The sequence below is a fragment of the Mesorhizobium sp. C432A genome, from assembly GCF_030323145.1.
Classification (GTDB): Bacteria; Pseudomonadota; Alphaproteobacteria; order Rhizobiales; family Rhizobiaceae; genus Mesorhizobium.
The window spans coordinates 1335532-1354180 of the sequence record NZ_CP100470.1 but is presented as its reverse complement, the minus strand read 5'-3'; the positions used below and the strand labels follow the sequence as shown (position 1 = coordinate 1354180).

18 protein-coding genes are annotated in these 18649 nt (G+C 63.1%); 5 read left to right on the top strand and 13 right to left on the bottom strand.

Features of this window, described 5'->3' with window-relative positions; translation table 11 throughout:
• Positions 1 to 605: 605 nt before the first annotated feature.
• The 11 genes from lpdA to mdh form a co-directional block, all read right to left on the bottom strand.
• Positions 606 to 2012: a dihydrolipoyl dehydrogenase gene (gene lpdA / locus NLY33_RS06465; RefSeq protein WP_023706733.1), complete on the bottom strand. Its 1407-nt coding sequence runs from the start codon at positions 2010 to 2012 to the stop codon at positions 606 to 608.
• Positions 2013 to 2035: 23 nt separating this feature from the next.
• Positions 2036 to 2791 (bottom strand): SDR family oxidoreductase, encoded by a 756-nt coding sequence (locus tag NLY33_RS06460; RefSeq protein ID WP_023706734.1) that lies wholly within the window; start codon positions 2789 to 2791, stop codon positions 2036 to 2038.
• Entirely contained in the window at positions 2788 to 3303 is a 516-nt protein-coding gene (locus tag NLY33_RS06455) for a hypothetical protein (RefSeq protein WP_023706735.1), read from the bottom strand. The genes NLY33_RS06460 and NLY33_RS06455 overlap by 4 nt, the downstream gene beginning before the upstream one ends.
• Positions 3300 to 3884 (bottom strand): hypothetical protein, encoded by a 585-nt coding sequence (locus NLY33_RS06450; protein WP_023706736.1) that lies wholly within the window; start codon positions 3882 to 3884, stop codon positions 3300 to 3302. Before NLY33_RS06450 ends, NLY33_RS06455 begins: the two co-directional genes overlap by 4 nt.
• Before the next feature lie 10 nt (positions 3885 to 3894).
• Positions 3895 to 5187 (bottom strand): 2-oxoglutarate dehydrogenase complex dihydrolipoyllysine-residue succinyltransferase, encoded by a 1293-nt coding sequence (gene odhB / locus NLY33_RS06445; RefSeq protein WP_023683869.1) that lies wholly within the window; start codon positions 5185 to 5187, stop codon positions 3895 to 3897.
• 46 nt (positions 5188 to 5233) lie between these two features.
• Positions 5234 to 8221, bottom strand: coding sequence for a 2-oxoglutarate dehydrogenase E1 component (locus tag NLY33_RS06440; RefSeq protein WP_023706737.1), 2988 nt, complete (start codon positions 8219 to 8221; stop codon positions 5234 to 5236).
• Between the two features lie 121 nt (positions 8222 to 8342).
• On the bottom strand, positions 8343 to 9248 hold the full coding sequence (sucD, locus tag NLY33_RS06435; RefSeq protein ID WP_023708756.1) for a succinate--CoA ligase subunit alpha: 906 nt from the start codon (positions 9246 to 9248) through the stop codon (positions 8343 to 8345).
• Between the two features lie 12 nt (positions 9249 to 9260).
• Entirely contained in the window at positions 9261 to 9752 is a 492-nt protein-coding gene (locus tag NLY33_RS06430; RefSeq protein ID WP_023706739.1) for a DUF1579 family protein, read from the bottom strand.
• 3 nt (positions 9753 to 9755) lie between these two features.
• Positions 9756 to 10127: a cupin domain-containing protein gene (locus tag NLY33_RS06425; protein WP_023706740.1), complete on the bottom strand. Its 372-nt coding sequence runs from the start codon at positions 10125 to 10127 to the stop codon at positions 9756 to 9758.
• A 6-nt stretch (positions 10128 to 10133) separates the two neighbouring features.
• Positions 10134 to 11327, bottom strand: coding sequence for an ADP-forming succinate--CoA ligase subunit beta (sucC, locus tag NLY33_RS06420; RefSeq protein WP_023706741.1), 1194 nt, complete (start codon positions 11325 to 11327; stop codon positions 10134 to 10136).
• A 33-nt stretch (positions 11328 to 11360) separates the two neighbouring features.
• The gene (mdh, locus tag NLY33_RS06415) at positions 11361 to 12329 is read right to left on the bottom strand and encodes a malate dehydrogenase (RefSeq protein ID WP_023670541.1); all 969 of its coding nucleotides are present in this window, start codon (positions 12327 to 12329) and stop codon (positions 11361 to 11363) included.
• 234 nt (positions 12330 to 12563) lie between these two features.
• Here mdh and NLY33_RS06410 point away from each other — a divergent pair, with 234 nt between their 5' ends.
• Positions 12564 to 12989: a GNAT family N-acetyltransferase gene (locus NLY33_RS06410; protein ID WP_023708755.1), complete on the top strand. Its 426-nt coding sequence runs from the start codon at positions 12564 to 12566 to the stop codon at positions 12987 to 12989.
• 208 nt (positions 12990 to 13197) lie between these two features.
• Here NLY33_RS06410 and zapE read toward each other — a convergent pair whose 3' ends face one another.
• Positions 13198 to 14382 carry a cell division protein ZapE gene (gene zapE, locus NLY33_RS06405; RefSeq protein ID WP_023699243.1) on the bottom strand — a complete coding sequence of 395 codons (1185 nt, stop codon included), beginning with the start codon at positions 14380 to 14382 and terminating at the stop codon, positions 13198 to 13200.
• A gap of 184 nt (positions 14383 to 14566) precedes the next feature.
• Positions 14567 to 15106: a protease inhibitor Inh/omp19 family protein gene (locus NLY33_RS06400; protein WP_023687689.1), complete on the bottom strand. Its 540-nt coding sequence runs from the start codon at positions 15104 to 15106 to the stop codon at positions 14567 to 14569.
• A 434-nt stretch (positions 15107 to 15540) separates the two neighbouring features.
• Here NLY33_RS06400 and NLY33_RS06395 point away from each other — a divergent pair, with 434 nt between their 5' ends.
• The 4 genes from NLY33_RS06395 (at position 15541) to mtaB (ending at position 18640) form a co-directional block, all read left to right on the top strand.
• A complete protein-coding gene (locus NLY33_RS06395) occupies positions 15541 to 16107 on the top strand; it encodes a hypothetical protein (RefSeq protein ID WP_023706743.1) in 567 nt (188 codons plus the stop codon).
• A gap of 94 nt (positions 16108 to 16201) precedes the next feature.
• Positions 16202 to 16363: a DUF1328 family protein gene (locus NLY33_RS06390; protein WP_023683859.1), complete on the top strand. Its 162-nt coding sequence runs from the start codon at positions 16202 to 16204 to the stop codon at positions 16361 to 16363.
• Between the two features lie 73 nt (positions 16364 to 16436).
• Complete coding sequence (gene dapF / locus NLY33_RS06385; RefSeq protein ID WP_023706744.1) at positions 16437 to 17321, top strand: diaminopimelate epimerase; 885 nt, start codon at positions 16437 to 16439, stop codon at positions 17319 to 17321.
• Positions 17321 to 18640: a tRNA (N(6)-L-threonylcarbamoyladenosine(37)-C(2))-methylthiotransferase MtaB gene (gene mtaB, locus NLY33_RS06380; RefSeq protein WP_023706745.1), complete on the top strand. Its 1320-nt coding sequence runs from the start codon at positions 17321 to 17323 to the stop codon at positions 18638 to 18640. Before dapF ends, mtaB begins: the two co-directional genes overlap by 1 nt.
• Positions 18641 to 18649 lie beyond the last annotated feature (9 nt).

Here is an 18649-nt window from a genome sequence, read left to right as displayed (position 1 = left end):
GTGTTGATTGATGCTTTTCATCCACGGAGGACACTTTTATGGCGAACCCTAACGATCCAGCGCCCAGGTCGGGTGGTGGCAGCGGCTGGCTGATTGCGCTGGTCGTCGTCATCCTTGCGATTGTCGCGTACTATGTTTTCGGCAGAAGCGGCGAACATCCTGCGCCCGCAGAGCCGCCGGCAGCCAGCACACCGGCGCCCGCACCTGCACCGGCTGAGCCGATGAAGCCCGCCGAACCGGCTCCCGCACCAGCCCCTGCGCCCGCACCGGCTCCTGCGCCAGCTCCGGCACCCGCGCCTGCTCCGGCGCCGAGCCCGTAATCTGGCCAACTGATCTGGCATCTTGATTCCAGCCAAGAACGGCCCGCTGAAAAGCGGGCCGTTTTGTTTGGGGCACCTATCGGCGAGCGTCGCGATTCTTCACCGCCCCCTCTGTCCTGCCGGACATCTCCCCCTCGAGAGGGGAGATCGGCAGTTCACGAACAGCGCCAGGTTAGAAACGTGAGAAACTTGAAAGCTCGCGACGCGGCGGTGAAGTCCAATCTCCCCCCTTGAGGGGGAGATGGCCGGCAGGCCAGAGGGGGGTGCTGTCCCTCCAGCGTTTCCTTAAATATGGATCGGCTTGAAGAACGTCGCCAGCGCTGCTTCCTTCACCGCTTCCGACATTGTCGGATGCGCGTGGCAGGTGCGGGCGAGGTCTTCGGAAGAGCCGCCGAACTCCATCAGCACCGCCGCCTCATGGATCATCTCGCCTGCGCCGAAGCCGACAATGTGGACGCCGAGCACGCGGTCGCTGGCTTTGTCGGCGAGGATCTTCACGAAGCCGTCCGTGTGCAGCATGGCGCGCGCGCGGCCGTTGGCGGTGAACGGGAATTTGCCCATCTTGTAGTCGATGCCGGCCTTCCTCAGCTCTTCCTCTGTCTTGCCGACCGAAGCGATTTCCGGGCTGGTGTAGACGACGCTCGGAATGACGTCGTAATTCACGTGGCCGGCCTGGCCGGCAATGGTCTCGGCCACCGCCACGCCTTCATCCTCGGCCTTGTGCGCCAGCATCGGCCCGGCGATGACGTCGCCAATGGCGTAGATGCCGGCCACGTTGGTCCTGAGATGCCCGTCGGTCTTGACCCGGCCGCGCTCGTCGACCTCGACGCCGGCTTCTTTCAACCCGAGGCTGTCGGAATAGGCCCGGCGTCCGGTCGAGATCAGCACCGCGTCGGCCTCGATGGTCTCGGCCGCACCACCCTTGACCGGCTCGAAGGTAACGGCGGCGCCCTTTTTGGCCTTGGTCACCCCTGTCACCTTGGCGCCGAGCTTGAACTCGAAACCCTGCTTGGAAAGCAGGCGCTGGAACTGCTTGGAGACCTCGCCGTCCATGCCGCCCAGGATGGTGTCGAGGAATTCGACCACGGTGACCTTGGCGCCGAGCCGTGCCCAGACCGAGCCGAGCTCCAGACCGATGACCCCACCGCCGACCACCACCAGATGTCCCGGCACTTTCTCCAGCGACAGCGCGCCGGTCGACGATACGATCACCTTCTCGTCGATGTCGACCTTGACGCCGGGAATGCCGGCGACATCGGAGCCCGTGGCGATAACGATGTTTTTCGTCTCGATCTCCTCGACCTTGCCATCCTCAGCCGACACCGACACCTTGCCGGCCGCGACCACCTTCCCGGTGCCGCGAAACGAGTCGATCTTGTTCTTCTTGAACAGGAAGGCGACGCCATTGACGTTGGCCGAAACGGTCGCGTCCTTGTGCGCCATCATCTTCTTCAGATTGAGTTTCGGCGCCGGTATCTCGACACCCAGCGCATCGAAGGAATGGCCGGCCTCGGCGAACATCTCCGAGGCATAAAGCAGCGCCTTGGATGGGATGCAGCCGATGTTCAGGCAGGTGCCGCCGAAAGTGGCGTTCTTCTCGACCACCGCGACATTGAGCCCGAGTTGTGCCGCCTTGATGGCACAGACATAGCCGCCCGGTCCCGACCCGATGATAACGACATCATAAGCCATGTTCGTTTCCCTTAGCTTGGGGCTCAGCGGCCGCCGCTTACATTCAGGATTGCGCCCGTCGTGTAGGACGCTTCATCCGACAAAAGATAGAGAACGGCATGCGCGACTTCATCCGCCGTGCCGGCTCGTTTCATCGGCAGCATGTCGCGGAACCGCTCGACCCGGTCCGGCTGGCCGCCCGAAGCGTGGATCTCGGTGTCGATGATGCCCGGCCGTATCGCATTGACCCGCACGCCTTCGGTCGCGACTTCGCGCGCCAGTCCGAGCGTGAAGGTGTCGATCGCCGCCTTGGACGCGGCATAGTCGACATATTCGCCTGGCGAGCCGTGTAGCGACGCAGCCGACGAGATGTTGACGATGGCGCCGCCCTGGCCGCCATGCTTGCTCGACATGCGCCGCACCGCTTCGCGGGCGCACAGAAACGAGCCGATGACATTGATGCGCATCATGCGCTCCAGCCGCGCCAGGCTCATCTCGTCGACACGCGCCTTGACGTCGACGATTCCGGCATTGTTGACCAGGGCGTCGAGCCGGCCATAGGCGCCATCGACGGCTTCGAACACGGCGACGATGTCAGCCTCGACGCCGACATCGCCCTTGACCGCTATCGCTTCACCGCCACCGACCTCGATCTCGGCGACCAGCGCCTGGGCCGCGGCCTCGTTTGCGGCATAGTTGACCGCGACGCGGTAGCCGGCCTTCGCCGCAAGCCGGCAAGTGGCCGCACCAATGCCGCGGCTGCCGCCGGTGACCAGAAGCACTTTTTGCGATGCACTCATTCCTGGCAGCCCTTCAGCAGAAACACATCCCACGGCAGTTTCGAGAAGCCTTTCGGACCGAAGGCCGACGACATCTGCAGCGACGGGCCGAGATCGGGGAAGATCAGGCTCTGCGGCGCGTCCGTGCCTTCGGCTGCCAGCAGCGCAATGTTGCCCTTGTCGTCGGCGCTGTAGACGACACCCTGCCACACCGTGCAGCCGGCAAGCTCGTCACCGGTGACGTCGCCGGTCGGGCATTTGTACATCAGCGATCCATGCGGCCGCGAAACGCCCGATGTCCACATGACGATGCCGTCGAGCACGATGCCCTTGTCGAGCACCATCTTGAAGGTATTGGTGACGGTGGCCGCACCCATCGTCGGCCGAAAATCGATTCCGGCATCGCTCTCGGCATCGCCATAAACGGCAAGCGCCAGAGGGCAGGCGGCGTGTGCGGGGATCGGCGTCGCCACCGCTGCTGCTAGCGACAGGGCCAGAACACGCTGCGAAATGCGGAAGGACCGGATTGTCATTCGTCGCCCTGAACATCCCGGTCGACAAGGAAGACCGCTGCTAGAAAGTAATCTATCTCAAAGACAATTTTCGCATCCCCGTCCACCGGAATGGTGTTGATCTCATACTTGAGGGTCAAATAGCGGGAGCCTTCCGACAGTTCGATATAGATGTCGCGCTCATCGCCGCCACCGATTGTCCAATTGAACTCAGGCTTGTTCAGGACCTGCAGCGCTTTCGGCAACGCGTGAAATGCAATCGGGTCGTTGCCAGCCAGAATGGTTGGATGTCTTCCCAGATTGAGTTCGAAATCGCCGCGCCAGGTCGCCATCATGCCATTGAGTGCCAAGGCGGTCTTGGAAGGCTCGACGCTGATCGATCGCAAGCGAAAATCGGGGCTGAAGAAGAATTCGCAATTGGCGCCATAGATACACCACGCGGACTCCGTGTCCCCGTGGCGATAATGACCGTCCACCCGCACATCCTCCGCGTCGATCAGTTGTCGAACCGCCTCACGGCTGCTTTTGCCGAGTTCGAGAGGACCCGCGCGGCCAGTCGTCAGGAGTTCGAACAGGTCGATCGGCTGGGCGGGCTCGGCCATCCCGGATCACTCACAGATCGAGCACCAGCCGTTCGGGATCCTCCAGGCTATCCTTGACGCGGACCAGGAAGGTCACGGCTTCCTTGCCGTCGACGATACGGTGATCGTAGCTCAGCGCCAAGTACATCATCGGCCGGATCACGATCTGGCCGCCGACCACGACCGGCCGGTCCTGGATCTTGTGCATGCCCAAAATGCCGGACTGCGGCGCATTGAGGATCGGCGTCGACATCAGTGAGCCGTAAACGCCGCCATTGGAGATGGTGAACGTACCACCCTGCATGTCGGCGACCGACAGCTTGCCGTCCCGCGCGGCAATGCCCAGCCGGCCGATGTCCTTTTCGATCTCGGCAATCGACATTTGGTCGGCATTGCGCACCACTGGCACGACGAGACCCTTTTCGGTGCCGACGGCAACGCCGATATGGGCATAGTTCTTGAAGATGATGTCGGTGCCGTCGATCTCGGCATTGACCGAGGGGATTTCCTTCAATGCGTGCGTAACCGCTTTGGTGAAGAAGCCCATGAAGCCGAGCTTCACGCCGTGCTTCTTCTCGAAGATGTCCTTGTACTTGGTCCTGAGCGCCATCACCGCCGACATGTCGACCTCGTTGAAGGTGGTCAGCATGGCGGCGGTCGACTGCGCTTCCTTCAGCCGGCGCGCAATGGTCTGGCGCAGCTTGGTCATGCGCACGCGCTCCTCGCGCGACGCATCGTCGCCCGAGGACGGCGCACGCACGGCGACCGGAGCCGGTGCGGCCTTCGGAATTTCGGCCGGCTGCGACGGCGCGCCCTTGGAAATCGCGTCGAGCACGTCGCCCTTCAGCACCTGGCCGCGCTTGCCCGAGCCAGAAACCTGGTCGACCGACAGATTGTTCTCGGCGATCAGCTTTGCGGCAGCTGGCGCCGGCGGCATTGTGCGCGGCTCGACCGGCCCGGCATCGCCGGCGATCTTGGCGGTCTCGGCCGCGGCCTGCTTGGTCGTATGTGCCGCGTCGGGGCTCGACGCCTGCGACACAGCTTGCGGCTTGGTCTCCTGCTTGGACGCCGGGGCGGCCGTAGCGACGCCTGCCGAGATCGAGCCGAGCAGCGCACCGACGCCGACGGTCTCGCCTTCCTTGGCGGTGATCTCGCCAAGCGTGCCGGCGGCGGCGGCAGGCACCTCCACTGTCACCTTGTCGGTTTCGAGCTCGACCAGCGGCTCGTCGACGGCAATGGCATCGCCGACCTTCTTGAACCACTTGCCGATGGTCGCCTCGGTGACGGATTCGCCGAGAGTGGGAACGCGGATTTCGGTAGCCATTGTGCTGTCCGTTTCTTCTCTGTCTGTTCTATTCGCCGGGTTTGTTCTATTCGCCCAGCGCGTCTTCGAGCAGGGCGGCGAGCTGTGCCAGATGCTTCGACATCAGCCCGGTCGCCGGCGACGCCGCCGCCGGCCTGCCGGTGTAGCGCACCCGCTGATGCTTGGCGTCGATATGAGCCAGCACCCATTCCAGATACGGATCGATGAACGACCAGGCGCCCATATTCTTGGGCTCTTCCTGGCACCACACCATCTCCGCATTGCGGAAGCGCGACAGCTCGGTGATCAGGGCCTTGGCCGGGAACGGGTAGAGCTGTTCGACGCGCAAGAGATAGATGTCGTTGATGCCGCGCTTCTCGCGTTCCTCGTAGAGGTCGTAATAGACCTTGCCCGAGCACAGCACGACGCGGCGGATCTTGGAATCCTTGGTGAGCTTGATCGCCTGGTTCTGCAACAGCTGGGCATCGTCCCACAACAGCCGATGGAACGAGCTTTCGCCCGAAATTTCCGGCAGCGTCGACACTGCCCGCTTGTGGCGCAGCAGCGACTTCGGCGTCATCAGGATCAGCGGCTTGCGGAAGTCGCGCTTCAGCTGCCGGCGCAATATGTGGAAGTAGTTGGCCGGCGTGGTGCAGTTGGCGACTTGCATATTGTCTTCGGCGCAAAGCTGCAGAAAGCGCTCGAGCCGGGCCGAAGAATGCTCCGGACCCTGGCCCTCATAGCCATGCGGCAGCAGGCATACTAGGCCTGACATTCTGAGCCACTTGCGCTCGCCCGACGAGATGAACTGGTCGAACACCACCTGGGCGCCGTTGGCGAAATCGCCGAACTGCGCTTCCCAGAGCGTCAGCGCCTTCGGCTCGGCCAGGCTGTAGCCATATTCGAAGCCAAGCACCGCCTCTTCCGACAGCATCGAGTTGATGACTTCGTAGCCGGCCTGTGCCGCCGACAGATTGTTGAGCGGGATGTAGCGGGTCTCGTCTTTCTGGTCGTAGAGCACGGAATGGCGCTGCGAGAAGGTGCCGCGTTCTGAATCCTGGCCGGAGAGCCGGATCGGATTGCCGTCGAGCAGGATGGCGCCGAAGGCCAGCGCCTCGGCCGTCGACCAGTCGATGCCTTCGCCGGAGTCGATCGCCTGGCGGCGATTTTCGAGGAAGCGGATGATGGTCTTGTGCGCCTCGAAGCCCTTCGGCACCTCGGTCAGTTTCTTGCCGATGTCCTTCAGCACCTTGACCGGCACGGCGGTCTTGCCGCGGCGTTGTTCGTCCTGGTTGTCGGCCGTGCGCAGGCCGGACCAGGCGCCGTCCAGCCAGTCGGCCTTGTTGGGCTTGTAGTGCTGGCCGACTTCCCATTCGGATTCCAGATGGGCGCGCCAGTCGGCTTTCATCTTGTCGAGTTCGGCCTGGCTGATATGGCCCTCGGCGATCAGCCGCTCGCCATAGATCTGCACCGTCGTCTTGTGGTTGCGGATGTTGGCGTACATGATCGGCTGGGTGAAGGCCGGCTCGTCGCCCTCATTGTGGCCGAAGCGGCGATAGCAGAACATGTCCACCACCACCGGCTTGTGGAACTTCATGCGAAATTCGATCGCCACCTTGGTGGCATGCACCACCGCTTCCGGGTCGTCGCCATTGACGTGGAAGATCGGCGCCTCGATCATCTTGGCGACGTCGGACGGATAGGGCGACGAGCGCGAGAAGCGCGGATTGGTGGTGAAGCCGATCTGGTTGTTGATGATGAAATGCAGCGTGCCGGCGACGCGGTGGCCGCGCAGGCCCGACAGGCCGAGGATTTCCGCGATCACGCCCTGGCCGGCAAAGGCGGCGTCGCCATGCAGAAGCAGCGGCAGCACCTTGGCGCGCTCTTCCAGCGGCACGATCTCCTCGCGGCTGCGGCCGAACAGATAGTCCTGCTTGGCGCGCGCCTTGCCCATCACAACCGGATCGACGATTTCCAGATGCGAGGGATTGGCGGTCAGCGACAGATGCACCTTGTTGCCGTCGAATTCGCGGTCCGACGAGGCGCCGAGATGGTACTTGACGTCGCCCGAGCCCTCGACCTCGTCAGGAGCGGCCGAGCCGCCCTTGAATTCGTGGAAGATGGCGCGGTGCGGCTTGGCCATCACCTGGGACAGCACGTTCAGCCGGCCGCGATGCGCCATGCCGAGCACGATCTCCTTCATGCCGAGCTGGCCGCCGCGCTTGATGATCTGCTCCAGCGCCGGGATCAGGCCTTCGCTGCCATCGAGGCCGAAGCGCTTGGTACCCTTGTACTTGACATCGATGAACTGCTCGAAGCCTTCGGCCTCGACCAGCTTCTGCAGGATCGCCTTTTTTCCCGTAGCGGTGAAGGAAATCTCCTTGTCGGCACCCTCGATGCGCGCCTGGATCCAGGCCTTCTCCTCGGGGTCGGAAATGTGCATGAACTCGACACCGAGCGTCGAGCAATAGGTGCGGGTCAGGATCTCCAGCATCTGCCGGATGGTGCCGAATTCGAGGCCGAGCACATTGTCGAGGAAGATCGGCCGGTCGTAGTCGGCTGCGGTGAAACCGTAATTCTCCGGGGACAGCTCGTTATAGTCCTCAAGCGGCTTGGCGATGCCGAGCGGGTCGAGATTGGCATGCAGATGGCCGCGCATGCGGAAGGCGCGGATCATCATGATGGCGCGCACCGAATCGCGCGTCGCCTGATGCACGTCGGCATCCGACAGCACGACGCCATTGGTGACCGCCTTGTCCTTGACCTTCTTTTCCAGATGCTTCTCGACGATGCCCCAATTGCCGTCCAGCGCCGACACCAGTTCGCCATTGGCCTGCAGCGGCCAGGACGGCTTTGCCCAGGAAGCGCCCTTGGCGTTCTTGCGCACATCGCCGGCATCGTCCTTCAACCCGGCGAAGAAGTCCTGCCATTCGGGGTTTACCGACTCCGGATCGTCCTCATAGGACGCGTACAGCGCGTCGATATAGTCGGCATTGCCGCCATAGAGGAAAGAGGTGAGCGAAAATTGGTCGTTGGCCTGATCTTGTCTTGCCATTTTTGTCCGCGGAGCCTGGCTCCGTCTCCTTTTCAAAAGCGAATAGTGAGTAGCGAGTAGCGATTTTTCCCGGGTCGCGCCGTTACTCTCTTTTCCCTATTCGCTATTCACTACTCGCTACTCACTTAGCCTTGATCGCCTCGACCAGCGTCGTGCCCAGCCGGGCCGGCGATGGCGATACCTTGACGCCGGCCGATTCCATCGCCGCGATCTTGTCTTCCGCGCCGCCCTTGCCGCCGGAGATGACCGCGCCCGCATGGCCCATGGTGCGACCGGCCGGCGCGGTGCGCCCGGCGATGAAGCCGGCCATCGGTTTCCTGCGGCCGCGCTTGGCCTCGTCCTTGAGGAACTGCGCGGCGTCTTCCTCGGCCGAACCGCCGATCTCGCCGATCATGATGATCGACTTGGTCTCGTCGTCGGCGAGGAACATTTCGAGCATGTCGATGAACTCGGTGCCTTTGACGGGGTCGCCGCCGATACCGACGGCGGTGGTCTGGCCGAGGCCGACATTGGTGGTCTGGAACACTGCCTCATAGGTAAGCGTTCCCGAGCGCGAAACAACGCCGACCGAGCCCTTGCGGAAGATGTTGCCGGGCATGATACCGATCTTGCATTCGTCGGGGGTGAGCACGCCGGGGCAGTTCGGGCCGATCAGCCGCGAGGTCGAGCGGTCGAGCCGCGCCTTGACCCTGACCATGTCCATCACCGGAATGCCTTCGGTGATGCAGACGATCAGCGGGATCTCGGCCTCGATGGCTTCGAGGATGGCTTCGGCGGCGCCCGCCGGCGGCACATAGACCACCGAGGCATTGGCGCCGGTCTTTTCCTTGCCCTCGGCAACGGAAGCGAAGATCGGCAGGTTCTCGCCCTTTGCGCCGGTCCAGGTCTCGCCGCCCTTCTTGGGATGGATACCACCCACCATCTTGGTGCCGTGATAGGCCAAGGCCTGCTCGGTGTGGAACGTGCCGGTCTTGCCGGTCAGGCCCTGAATCAGCACCTTGGTGTTCTTGTCGATGAGAATGGACATCGGAGCCCTTTTCTAAAAACCGTTGATCGAGGAAGGCGAAACGCGCCGGTAGACGCCGCTCACCATGTCTTGCCAGCTGTCGCTGCCGGCAGGTTTGAAATGCAGTCGCATCCGGTAGGCATCGACATTGTCGAAAATATACGTCACGCGTGCTGAGCCACGCGGCGACGACCGCTCCAGAACCAGCTCATCGCCGTTCCACGTTCCTGTGGCCGGCGAGGCCGGCACAAAACCCATGGAGTCGAACTGGTGCATGGTGAAGAGCCTGTTTGGCTGGTCGAAGCCGAACACGCTGTGCGAGCCGAACGAGACCGTGCCGTCGCGGCGCTGGCGATAGCGCTGCACCACGAACAGGCCGCCGAACTGTGGCTCTGCCAGCACTTCCGACGCCGCCGGTCCGCCATCGGCCCACTGCGTTTCCGCCACCTCTTCCTCGCCGCGCCAAGCGCCGACCAGTGCCTGCAGGCGCTGGTGATCGGCCGAGAGCGAGGAGAACGCGTTCATGGGTCAGAGCCGCTTCAAATCGGAGACGGTAAGGTCGCTCTTGGCGTTGCCGGTGTTGAGCGTCGTCGCCGGCTCGAACATCAGCACCACCGGCTCGGCGGTCAGCGACCGCGGTCGGTGCTCGACGCCCTTCGGCACGACAATGAAATCGCCCTCGCCGAGCTCGACCGGGCCGTCGCGAAAATCGATGGCGATCTTGCCCCGCAGCACGAGAAAAGCCTCGTCCTCATGCTCGTGCGCATGCCAGTCGAAGGTCTCGCCGAACTTGGCGACCTTGGCCTGGCTGTCATTGACGTCGCCGGCAATATGCGGATCGAAGACCTTGGTGATCGTTCGATCCGCCGCCTCGACGAGGTTTATCTTGCGCGGAGGCATTCGCCTTCAGCCCTTCACCGCCGCCACGATCTTCTTGGCTGCGTCGTCGAGATCGTCCGCCGACACCACGTTGAGGCCGCTGTCGTTGATGATCTTCTTGCCGAGTTCGGCGTTTGTGCCTTCGAGGCGCACCACCAGCGGCACTTCCAGGCCGACTTCCTTGACCGCGGCAATGACGCCCTCGGCAATGATGTCGCACTTCATGATGCCGCCGAAGATGTTGATCAAAATGCCTTTGACCGCCGGGTCCCTGGTGATGATCTTGAACGCTGCCGTCACTTTTTCCTTGGACGCACCGCCGCCGACATCGAGGAAGTTGGCGGGTTCCGCGCCATAGAGCTTGATGATGTCCATCGTCGCCATGGCAAGGCCGGCGCCATTGACCATGCAGCCGATATTGCCGTCGAGCGCGACATAGGCGAGGTCGTATTTCGACGCCTCGATCTCCTTCTCGTCCTCTTCGGTGGTGTCGCGCAGTTCCATCAGCTCGGGATGGCGAAACAGCGCATTGTTGTCGAACGACACCTTGGCGTCGAGCACGCGCAGCCTGCCGTTCTTCATCACGATCAGCGGGTTGACCTCGAGCAGGCTCATGTCCTTCTCGACAAAGGCCTTGTAGAGGATCGGGAACAGCGTGCCGGCATCCTTGGCGGCATCGCCGGTGAGGCCCAGCGCTTCCACCAATATGTCGACGTCGATGGTCGTCACGCCGGCCAGCGGGTCGATGGCGCGGGTGATGATCTTTTCCGGCGTGTCGTGGGCGACGCCTTCAATGTCCATGCCGCCCTCGGTCGAGACGACGAAAGCGATGCGGCCGACCGAGCGGTCGACCAGGATGGACAGATAAAGCTCGCGATCGATGTCGGCGCCGTCCTCGATATAAAGGCGGTTGACCTGCTTGCCGGCCGGGCCGGTCTGCTTGGTGACCAGCGTGTGGCCGAGCATCTCATTGGCGTTGGCGACGACGTCGGCCACCGACTTCGCCAGCCGCACGCCCCCCTTGGCGTCGGGCGACAGTTCCTTGAACTTGCCCTTGCCGCGGCCGCCGGCATGGATCTGGCTCTTCACCACATAGAGCGGACCGGGCAGCGCTTGTGCCGCGGCTTCCGCCTCGCTTGCCTTGAACACCGGCACGCCCTCGGCCACCGGCGCGCCAAAGCTCTTCAGCAGCGCCTTGCCCTGATATTCATGGATGTTCATCTGGATGGTCTCCGGATCGGCTGCTTGGGGGGATCACTTCGAGGCGAGGTGCGGGGCGATCTTGACGCAGGCCTCGGTCAGGCCCTGCACCGTCGCCACCGAGGCGTCGAACATCTTCTGCTCGGCCTTGTTGAGGTCGATCTCGATAATGCGCTCGACGCCGCCGGCGCCGATCACAACGGGAACGCCGACATAGGTGCCCTTGACGCCATACTGGCCCGAGAGATGCGCCGCGCAAGGCAGCACGCGCTTCTTGTCCTTGAGGTAGGATTCGGCCATCGAGATGGCCGAGGCTGCCGGCGCGTAGAAGGCCGAGCCGGTCTTGAGCAGACCGACGATCTCGGCGCCGCCGTCGCGGGTGCGCTGGACGATCTGGTCGAGCTTTTCCTTCGAGGTCCAGCCCATCTTGATGAGATCGGGCAACGGAATGCCTGACACAGTGGAGTAGCGGATCATCGGCACCATGGAATCGCCGTGGCCGCCGAGCACGAAGGCGGTAACGTCCTCGACCGAGACCTTGAACTCCTCGGCTAGGAAATAGCGGAAGCGCGCGCTGTCGAGCACGCCGGCCATGCCGACGACATGGGTCTTGGGCAGGCCGGAAAACTTCTGCAGCGCCCAGACCATGGCGTCGAGCGGGTTGGTGATGCAGATGACGAAGGCCTTGGGTGCATATTTCTTCAGCCCGGCGCCGACCTGTTCCATGACCTTGAGGTTGATGCCCAGCAGATCGTCGCGGCTCATGCCTGGCTTGCGCGGCACGCCCGCGGTGACGATGCAAACGTCGGCGCCCTCGATGCCGGCATAATCATTGACGCCGGTCAGCCGGGAATCAAAACCGTCGACCGGCGACGACTGCGCGATATCGAGCCCCTTGCCTTGCGGGATGCCCTCGGCAATATCGAACAGCACCACGTCGCCGAGGTCCTTGAGGCCGATCATGTGAGCGAGCGTGCCGCCGATCATGCCGGAGCCGATGAGCGCTATCTTGTTGCGTGCCATGTGAGGAAATTTTCCCTTTGTCTGTGACGACGCCCAAAATCCCTGGCGATCTGTTGACGGCGTCGAGGAAGAGGCCGGAATGCTATGGTCTCAGCTAGATTTCGCCGCATCCAGTAGCCCCGGTGGAAAATATATTCAATCGATTATTTTCGAGTGAATGATTTCAATCGGTTAGAAACATTGGTACTTACGTAAACGTCAAAGTTTGTAGGCCAGCTTGGGAGATTTTACCCAATGAGCGTGGAAATCAGAAGACTATATCCAGGCGATGACGCCCTTGTGAAGCGCATCGCCGAAGACGTGTTCGATGAACCGGTACGGGCCGACAGACTGTCCGCCTACCTCGCCTCCTCAGGTCATATGATGATTGTGGCACTGGCCGATGGCGTCGTCGTCGGCCAGTGTGCTGCCGTCATCCACCGCCACCTGGACAAGGTCAGCGAACTCTACATCGACGAGGTCGGCGTCTCACCCGCCTACCAGCGCCATGGCATCGCGCGAAAGATGCTCGACGCCATGTTCGCGCTCGGCCGCGAGCAGGGATGCGGCGAAGCCTGGGTCGGCACCGAACCGGACAATGTCCCAGCGCGCGCGCTTTATGAATCGCGGGAGGTGCATGGGCCGGCGGAGTCGTTTGTGATGTATGTGTACGAGCTTTAGGCGTCGGCGGGACAGCGCCCCCCTCTGCCTTGCCAGGCATCTCCCCCACGAGGGGGGAGATCGGACGTCACGCGACCTTTCGCCAATCTCCAATGGCCGCAGGAATGAGCGGAGCGCCGAAACCGCCAATCTCCCCCCGTGTGGGGGAGATGTCCGGCAGGACAGAGGGGGGCGCGAAGGATCACTACATAATGACCTCTTGGAACCCTCAGACCTGCGCTTCCGCGTTGTCCTTCTGCCGTTCCGCCCAGTCCTCCAGCCAGTCGCGGCTTTGCATCTCGATCAGCCGCGAGGCGGTGCGTTCGAATTCGAACACCTCGACGCCGCGCCTGGCCGTGTAAAGCTCAGGCGGGGGAGCCTCTGCGCTCACCACCAGCCGCGTGTGATGATCGTAGAGCGTGTCGATCAACAGGATGAACCGCTTGGCCTCGTTGCGCTTGCCTTCGCCCAGCACCGGCACGTGATCGATGAAGACGGTCGAGAAGCGGCCGGCAATGGCCAGGAAATCGCGTGCGCCGAGCGGCTTTTCGCAGAGGTCGGCGAAGGAAAACCGCGCTGCATCCCCGGCGGCAGCCGGTATCCTCACTTGCCGCCCCTTGAGCGTCAGCGAGGTCTCGGCCGTCAGCGCTCCACGCGTCATCGCCTGCCAGGCCTCGTCGAGCACACGGTCGGCTTCGGCATCCGCCGGGGTGACATAAACCGGCGTGCGGGCGAGCTTTTCCAGCCTGTAGTCCTTGTCGGCATCAAGCGTCAGCACATGGGCGTGGCGCTCGAGAATGCTGATGAAGGGCAGGAAAAGCTGGCGGTTCAGCCCGTCGCGATAAAGGTCCTGCGGCGCGACATTCGAGGTGGCGACCAGAACCACGCCATTGGCGAACAGCGCCGAAAACAGCCGCGACAGGACCATCGCATCGGCAATGTCGGTGACCGAAAACTCATCGAAGCACAGCACCCAGGCCTGTTCGGCAAGCTGAAGCGCGACCGGCGGGATCGGGTCGTCCTCCTTGACGTCGCCGTTCTTGCGCGCCTGCCGGTGCTTCTGGATGCGGTCCTGCACATCGGCCATGAAGTCGTTGAAATGAACGCGGCGCTTGCGCCTGACCGGCAACAGCTCGAAGAACATATCCATCAGCATGGTCTTGCCGCGACCGACGCCGCCATGAATGTAGAGGCCCTTGACGACCTCGCGCGTCTCGCGCTTGCGGGCAAACAGCCAGCCGAGCGCGCTCGACTTGTGCGCCAGCCGCTTGACCGAGATCTCGTCGGTCAGCCGGTCGAGCGCGGCGGCGATGCGCTCCTGCGCAGGATCGCGCTCGATGGCGCCGGTTGCGACCAGATGGTCGTAGCGCTGCCTGACGGTCGCATGGGTCTGGAGGCCGTCACGCAGATGCATCGGTCACGTCGCTTACTTTGAGCGGATTGCTCCAGGAAAGATCAGGGTGTGTTGAGGTTCAGGTCAGGCCGAGCCGAGAATGGTGGCTCCTGAGAACCGGAGCGGAGCGTACTTAAGTACGCACCGGAAGCGCAGGAAGCCGCCGTTCGCAGGCCGGCCTCACCTGAATATCAGCATACCCTGCCTACCTTGTAAGCGATATCGGCAAGCCGTTGGTAGTCTGGCCGTCGAATTTCGAACCGCCCGAGGAATAGAGCCGCGCCAGCGTGCCGCCATTCTCGTCATAGAGCGTCAGCTGCTTGCCGGCGACGTTCCACGATTTGATGCCGTCGATGGGCGGCGGGCAATGCAGCGGCCCGGCGCGGAAGCCGGCGCCGAATTTGGTCTGCGGCGTCGCCACCTTGCAGCTCTGTCCGGACACGCTGGCGTTCCAGACGCCGGCAACGCTCGCAGCGGTAAGGTCGGAGGCTCCGGCCGGCGCCGATCCGTCCGGCGGCAGCGAGGCGACCTGCGCGCCTGCCGGCGCGGTCGGGAATTGCGATGGGTCGGTGGTGCCCGGCGCTGCCGGGGGCGGCAGTTGGCTTCCGCTCACCGTGCCGGCGGGCGCGGGCTGCAGCGGGGCGGGCTGCTGGTCATCCATCGATGAAAAACGCGAGGTCGAACAGCCGCTCGCAACGAGCGCTGCCAGCGATACGGCCATCAGCCCGCTTCTCGAAAAAATCATTCAAACCTCCGTCGGATCCGGCTGGGGGGGAAGCCGTCCGCACAATCTCACCCCTCACCAAGATGGAGAAGGTGGCGAAATTTCAACCCGATATGGTTAAAATAGGGTTTGCACCACGAATTGTTGTAAATTTGTCGCAAAATGGCTGGCGGACAAAAGGCATGTCTTCGCTCTAGCGCGCTTCCAACCAGTACATTGGTTGCGAAAGCGGCACCGGAGCCCGCAGCAGGTCGGCGCATCGGCGGTCGAGCGCAACTGCCGGCGCAAAACTGACTGAAGCGCTTGAGGCGCAAGGCCTGGCGCGTGAGCGGTTTCGCGCCTTGTGTCCGGGCGAGGTTTGGGACGTTCCCGAGATCGAGCGCGGCTGGAGTCTGCATTTGGCCGTTTACGGCACTGCCATTTTAGCCGATGGTCTATCGCAACAGGGGGAACAGATGAAATCAATCTTGGCAGTTTTGATCGCGCTGGTAATTTCGACGCCGGCCGCTTTCGCGGGTGAAATCACCGATCGCGCCGCTGAAGCCGAAAAGGCACTGCAGGCGGGTGATGGCGCCGGCGCGCTGGACAAATTCCGCAGCGCCGAGGACGCTCTGTGGCAAGCGATGCCGCTTGGCGTGCAAAATGTGAAGCATATCCTGTCGGCCAGCGGGTTCGGCGCCTACGCCGAGCGCCCGAACCATGTCTACAAGCCGGGCGAAGAGATTGTGCTTTATATGGAGCCGGTCGGTTACGGCTACGGCTCGGATGGGCTCGGCAACAACCAGATCGCGCTTTACGTTGACCTTACCGTGCTTTCCCAGTCGGGCGAGAAGCTGGGAACCGTCGAAAAGCTTGGCCGGGTCCAGCTCGCCTCGCGCTCGCATAACCGAGAGATGTTCTTCAAATTAAACGTCTCCCTGGATGGCGTTCCCCCCGGCAAATACCGAGCGGATTTCCTCATGCATGACGAGAACTCGCAAAAGACGGCGCCTTTCACGACCGACTTCGAGATTGCCGAATAGCGCGCCCAGTCGGAGAGAGCCTCGCGGCAAGAGGGAACCAGAGCGCGGCAGATGCGTTCTTAGGCCGCTGCAGTCAATTTGCGAGGCATTGTCCATGATCAAATGGATCATCATTCTTCTCATCGTTGCTGCCGCCGCCAGCCTGCTCGGCATGCCGGCGCTGGCCGGTGCCGCCGCCACCGGCGCGCGCGTGCTGATCGGCATCGTTCTCGTCATCTTCCTGCTGATCGTGCTCGGCGTTTTCGCGGTAACCTAAACGCAGCCCACACTGGTAATTCCCGCCCGTTTCCGCCATATAGCGGCGAAACGTACAGGAATTACCTCAGATCATGGCAGGCACTGCCCCCTTCGCCAAGATGAACGGCATCGGCAACGAAATCATCGTCGCCGACATGCGTGGCCGTGCCGATAGGGTCACGGCGGCGTCGGCTGTCGCGCTGAACGCCGATGCGGCGACTAGGTTCGACCAGATCATGGCGATCCACGATTCGCGCACGCCGGGCACCGCCTTTTACATCGACATCTTGAATTCCGACGGCTCGGGCGCGCAGGCCTGCGGCAACGGCATGCGCTGTGTCGTCCAGGCGCTGGCCGCCGAAACCGGCCAGAAGACTTTCACCTTTGAGACCCGCGCCGGCATCCTCAACGCCGTCGAACATGCCGACGGCACCATCTCGGTCGACATGGGCACGCCGCGCTTCGGCTGGCAGGATATCCCGCTGGCTGAGGAATTCCGCGACACCCGCATGATCGAGTTGCAGATCGGCCCCATCGACGCGCCGGTGCTGCATTCGCCTTCGGCTCTCTCGATGGGCAACCCGCACGCCATCTTCTGGGTCGAAAACGATGTCTGGTCCTACGAACTCGAGCGTTTCGGCCCGCTGCTCGAAAACCATCCGATCTTCCCCGAGCGCGCCAACATCACTATCGCCCAGGTAACGTCGCCGGAGACGATGATCATCCGCACCTGGGAACGCGGCGCCGGCCTGACCAAGGCCTGCGGCTCGGCCGCTTGCGCTTCCGTCGTCGCCGCTGCCCGCACCCGGCGCACCGGCCGCAGCGTTACGCTGATGACGCCCGGCGGCGGCTCGCTGCATGTGGAATGGCGCGACGACGACCACGTCATCCTGACCGGTGCCGCTGAATGGGAATTTTCCGGCAGTTTCGATCCGTCGACCGGCACCTGGGCCCGCGACACCGAAAGCGCGGCCTGATGTCTGCACTTGCCGATACCAAGGGCCTCAACTCCCAAGGCATAGACGTCGTCACCTTCGGCTGCCGTCTCAACACCTATGAATCCGAGGTGATGCGGCGCGAGGCCGAAAGTGCCGGCCTCGGCGCGCTCAAAGGCGGGGCTATCATCTTCAACACCTGCGCCGTCACTTCGGAAGCGGTGCGCCAGGCCAGGCAGTCGATCCGCAAAGCCCGCCGCGAAAACCCGGCGGCGCGCATCATCGTCACCGGCTGCGCCGCGCAGACCGAACCGCAGAATTTTGCCGCCATGGACGAGGTCGACCTCGTGCTCGGCAATGAGGAGAAGCTGAAGGCGAACTCCTATCGCGCGCTGCCGGATTTCGGCGTCAACGACACCGAAAAGGCGCGCGTCAACGACATTTTCTCGGTGCGCGAGACCGCCGGCCACATGGTCGACGCCATTGAGGGCCGGGCGCGTGCTTTCGTCCAGGTGCAGAACGGCTGCGACCATCGCTGCACCTTCTGCATCATCCCCTATGGCCGCGGCAACTCACGCTCGGTGCCGATGGGCGCGGTTGTCGAGCAGGTCAAGCGTCTGGCCGGCAACGGCTACGCCGAGATCGTGCTGACCGGCGTCGACATGACCAGCTTCGGCGCCGACCTGCCGGGCGCGCCGAAGCTGGGAAAGCTGGTGAAGACCATCCTGAAGCAGGTGCCTGATGTGAGGCGGCTGCGGCTGTCCTCAATCGATTCGATCGAGGCGGATGATGATCTGCTCGACGCCATCGCCACCGAACCCAGGCTGATGCCGCATCTGCATCTGTCGCTGCAATCAGGTGACGACATGATCCTGAAGCGCATGAAGCGCAGGCATTTGCGTGACCAGTCGATCCGCTTCTGCGAGGATGTGCGCAAGCTGCGCCCCGAAATCGTCTTCGGCGCCGACATCATCGCCGGCTTCCCGACCGAGACCGAGGAAATGTTCGAGAATTCGACAAATATTGTCGAGGAATGTGGGCTGACGCACCTGCATGTCTTCCCGTTTTCGCCGCGCGAAGGCACGCCCGCCGCGCGCATGCCGCAGGTCCGCCGCGAATTGGTCAAGCAGCGCGCGGCCCAGCTGCGCGCCGCTGGTGAGGCTGCGTATCGCCGCCATCTGTCATCCCTCCCGGGAACGCGCCAAACGATCCTTATCGAGCGCGACGGCCTCGGCCGCACCGAAGGGTTCACGCTTGCCGCGCTCGGCACAGGCGCGCCGGGCGAGATCGTCGAGGCAGACATCACCGGCCATGACGGCGCGCGCCTGATAGCAGCCCCGCTCACTGCCCGCGCCCCCTGAGACGATTGA

Coding starts and splice junctions, on each gene's coding strand:
- sucC (WP_023706741.1), bottom strand. CDS start 11,327: ATGAACATCCATGAATATCAGGGCAAGGCGCTGCTGAAGAGCTTTGGC.
- mdh (WP_023670541.1), bottom strand. CDS start 12,329: ATGGCACGCAACAAGATAGCGCTCATCGGCTCCGGCATGATCGGCGGC.
- NLY33_RS06440 (WP_023706737.1), bottom strand. CDS start 8,221: ATGGCAAGACAAGATCAGGCCAACGACCAATTTTCGCTCACCTCTTTC.
- zapE (WP_023699243.1), bottom strand. CDS start 14,382: ATGCATCTGCGTGACGGCCTCCAGACCCATGCGACCGTCAGGCAGCGC.
- mtaB (WP_023706745.1), top strand. CDS start 17,321: ATGTCTGCACTTGCCGATACCAAGGGCCTCAACTCCCAAGGCATAGAC.
- NLY33_RS06460 (WP_023706734.1), bottom strand. CDS start 2,791: ATGAGTGCATCGCAAAAAGTGCTTCTGGTCACCGGCGGCAGCCGCGGC.
- NLY33_RS06430 (WP_023706739.1), bottom strand. CDS start 9,752: ATGAACGCGTTCTCCTCGCTCTCGGCCGATCACCAGCGCCTGCAGGCA.
- lpdA (WP_023706733.1), bottom strand. CDS start 2,012: ATGGCTTATGATGTCGTTATCATCGGGTCGGGACCGGGCGGCTATGTC.
- NLY33_RS06450 (WP_023706736.1), bottom strand. CDS start 3,884: ATGGCCGAGCCCGCCCAGCCGATCGACCTGTTCGAACTCCTGACGACT.
- NLY33_RS06425 (WP_023706740.1), bottom strand. CDS start 10,127: ATGCCTCCGCGCAAGATAAACCTCGTCGAGGCGGCGGATCGAACGATC.
- sucD (WP_023708756.1), bottom strand. CDS start 9,248: ATGTCCATTCTCATCGACAAGAACACCAAGGTGCTGATTCAGGGCCTG.
- NLY33_RS06390 (WP_023683859.1), top strand. CDS start 16,202: ATGATCAAATGGATCATCATTCTTCTCATCGTTGCTGCCGCCGCCAGC.
- NLY33_RS06455 (WP_023706735.1), bottom strand. CDS start 3,303: ATGACAATCCGGTCCTTCCGCATTTCGCAGCGTGTTCTGGCCCTGTCG.
- NLY33_RS06410 (WP_023708755.1), top strand. CDS start 12,564: ATGAGCGTGGAAATCAGAAGACTATATCCAGGCGATGACGCCCTTGTG.
- NLY33_RS06400 (WP_023687689.1), bottom strand. CDS start 15,106: ATGATTTTTTCGAGAAGCGGGCTGATGGCCGTATCGCTGGCAGCGCTC.
- NLY33_RS06395 (WP_023706743.1), top strand. CDS start 15,541: ATGAAATCAATCTTGGCAGTTTTGATCGCGCTGGTAATTTCGACGCCG.
- odhB (WP_023683869.1), bottom strand. CDS start 5,187: ATGGCTACCGAAATCCGCGTTCCCACTCTCGGCGAATCCGTCACCGAG.
- dapF (WP_023706744.1), top strand. CDS start 16,437: ATGGCAGGCACTGCCCCCTTCGCCAAGATGAACGGCATCGGCAACGAA.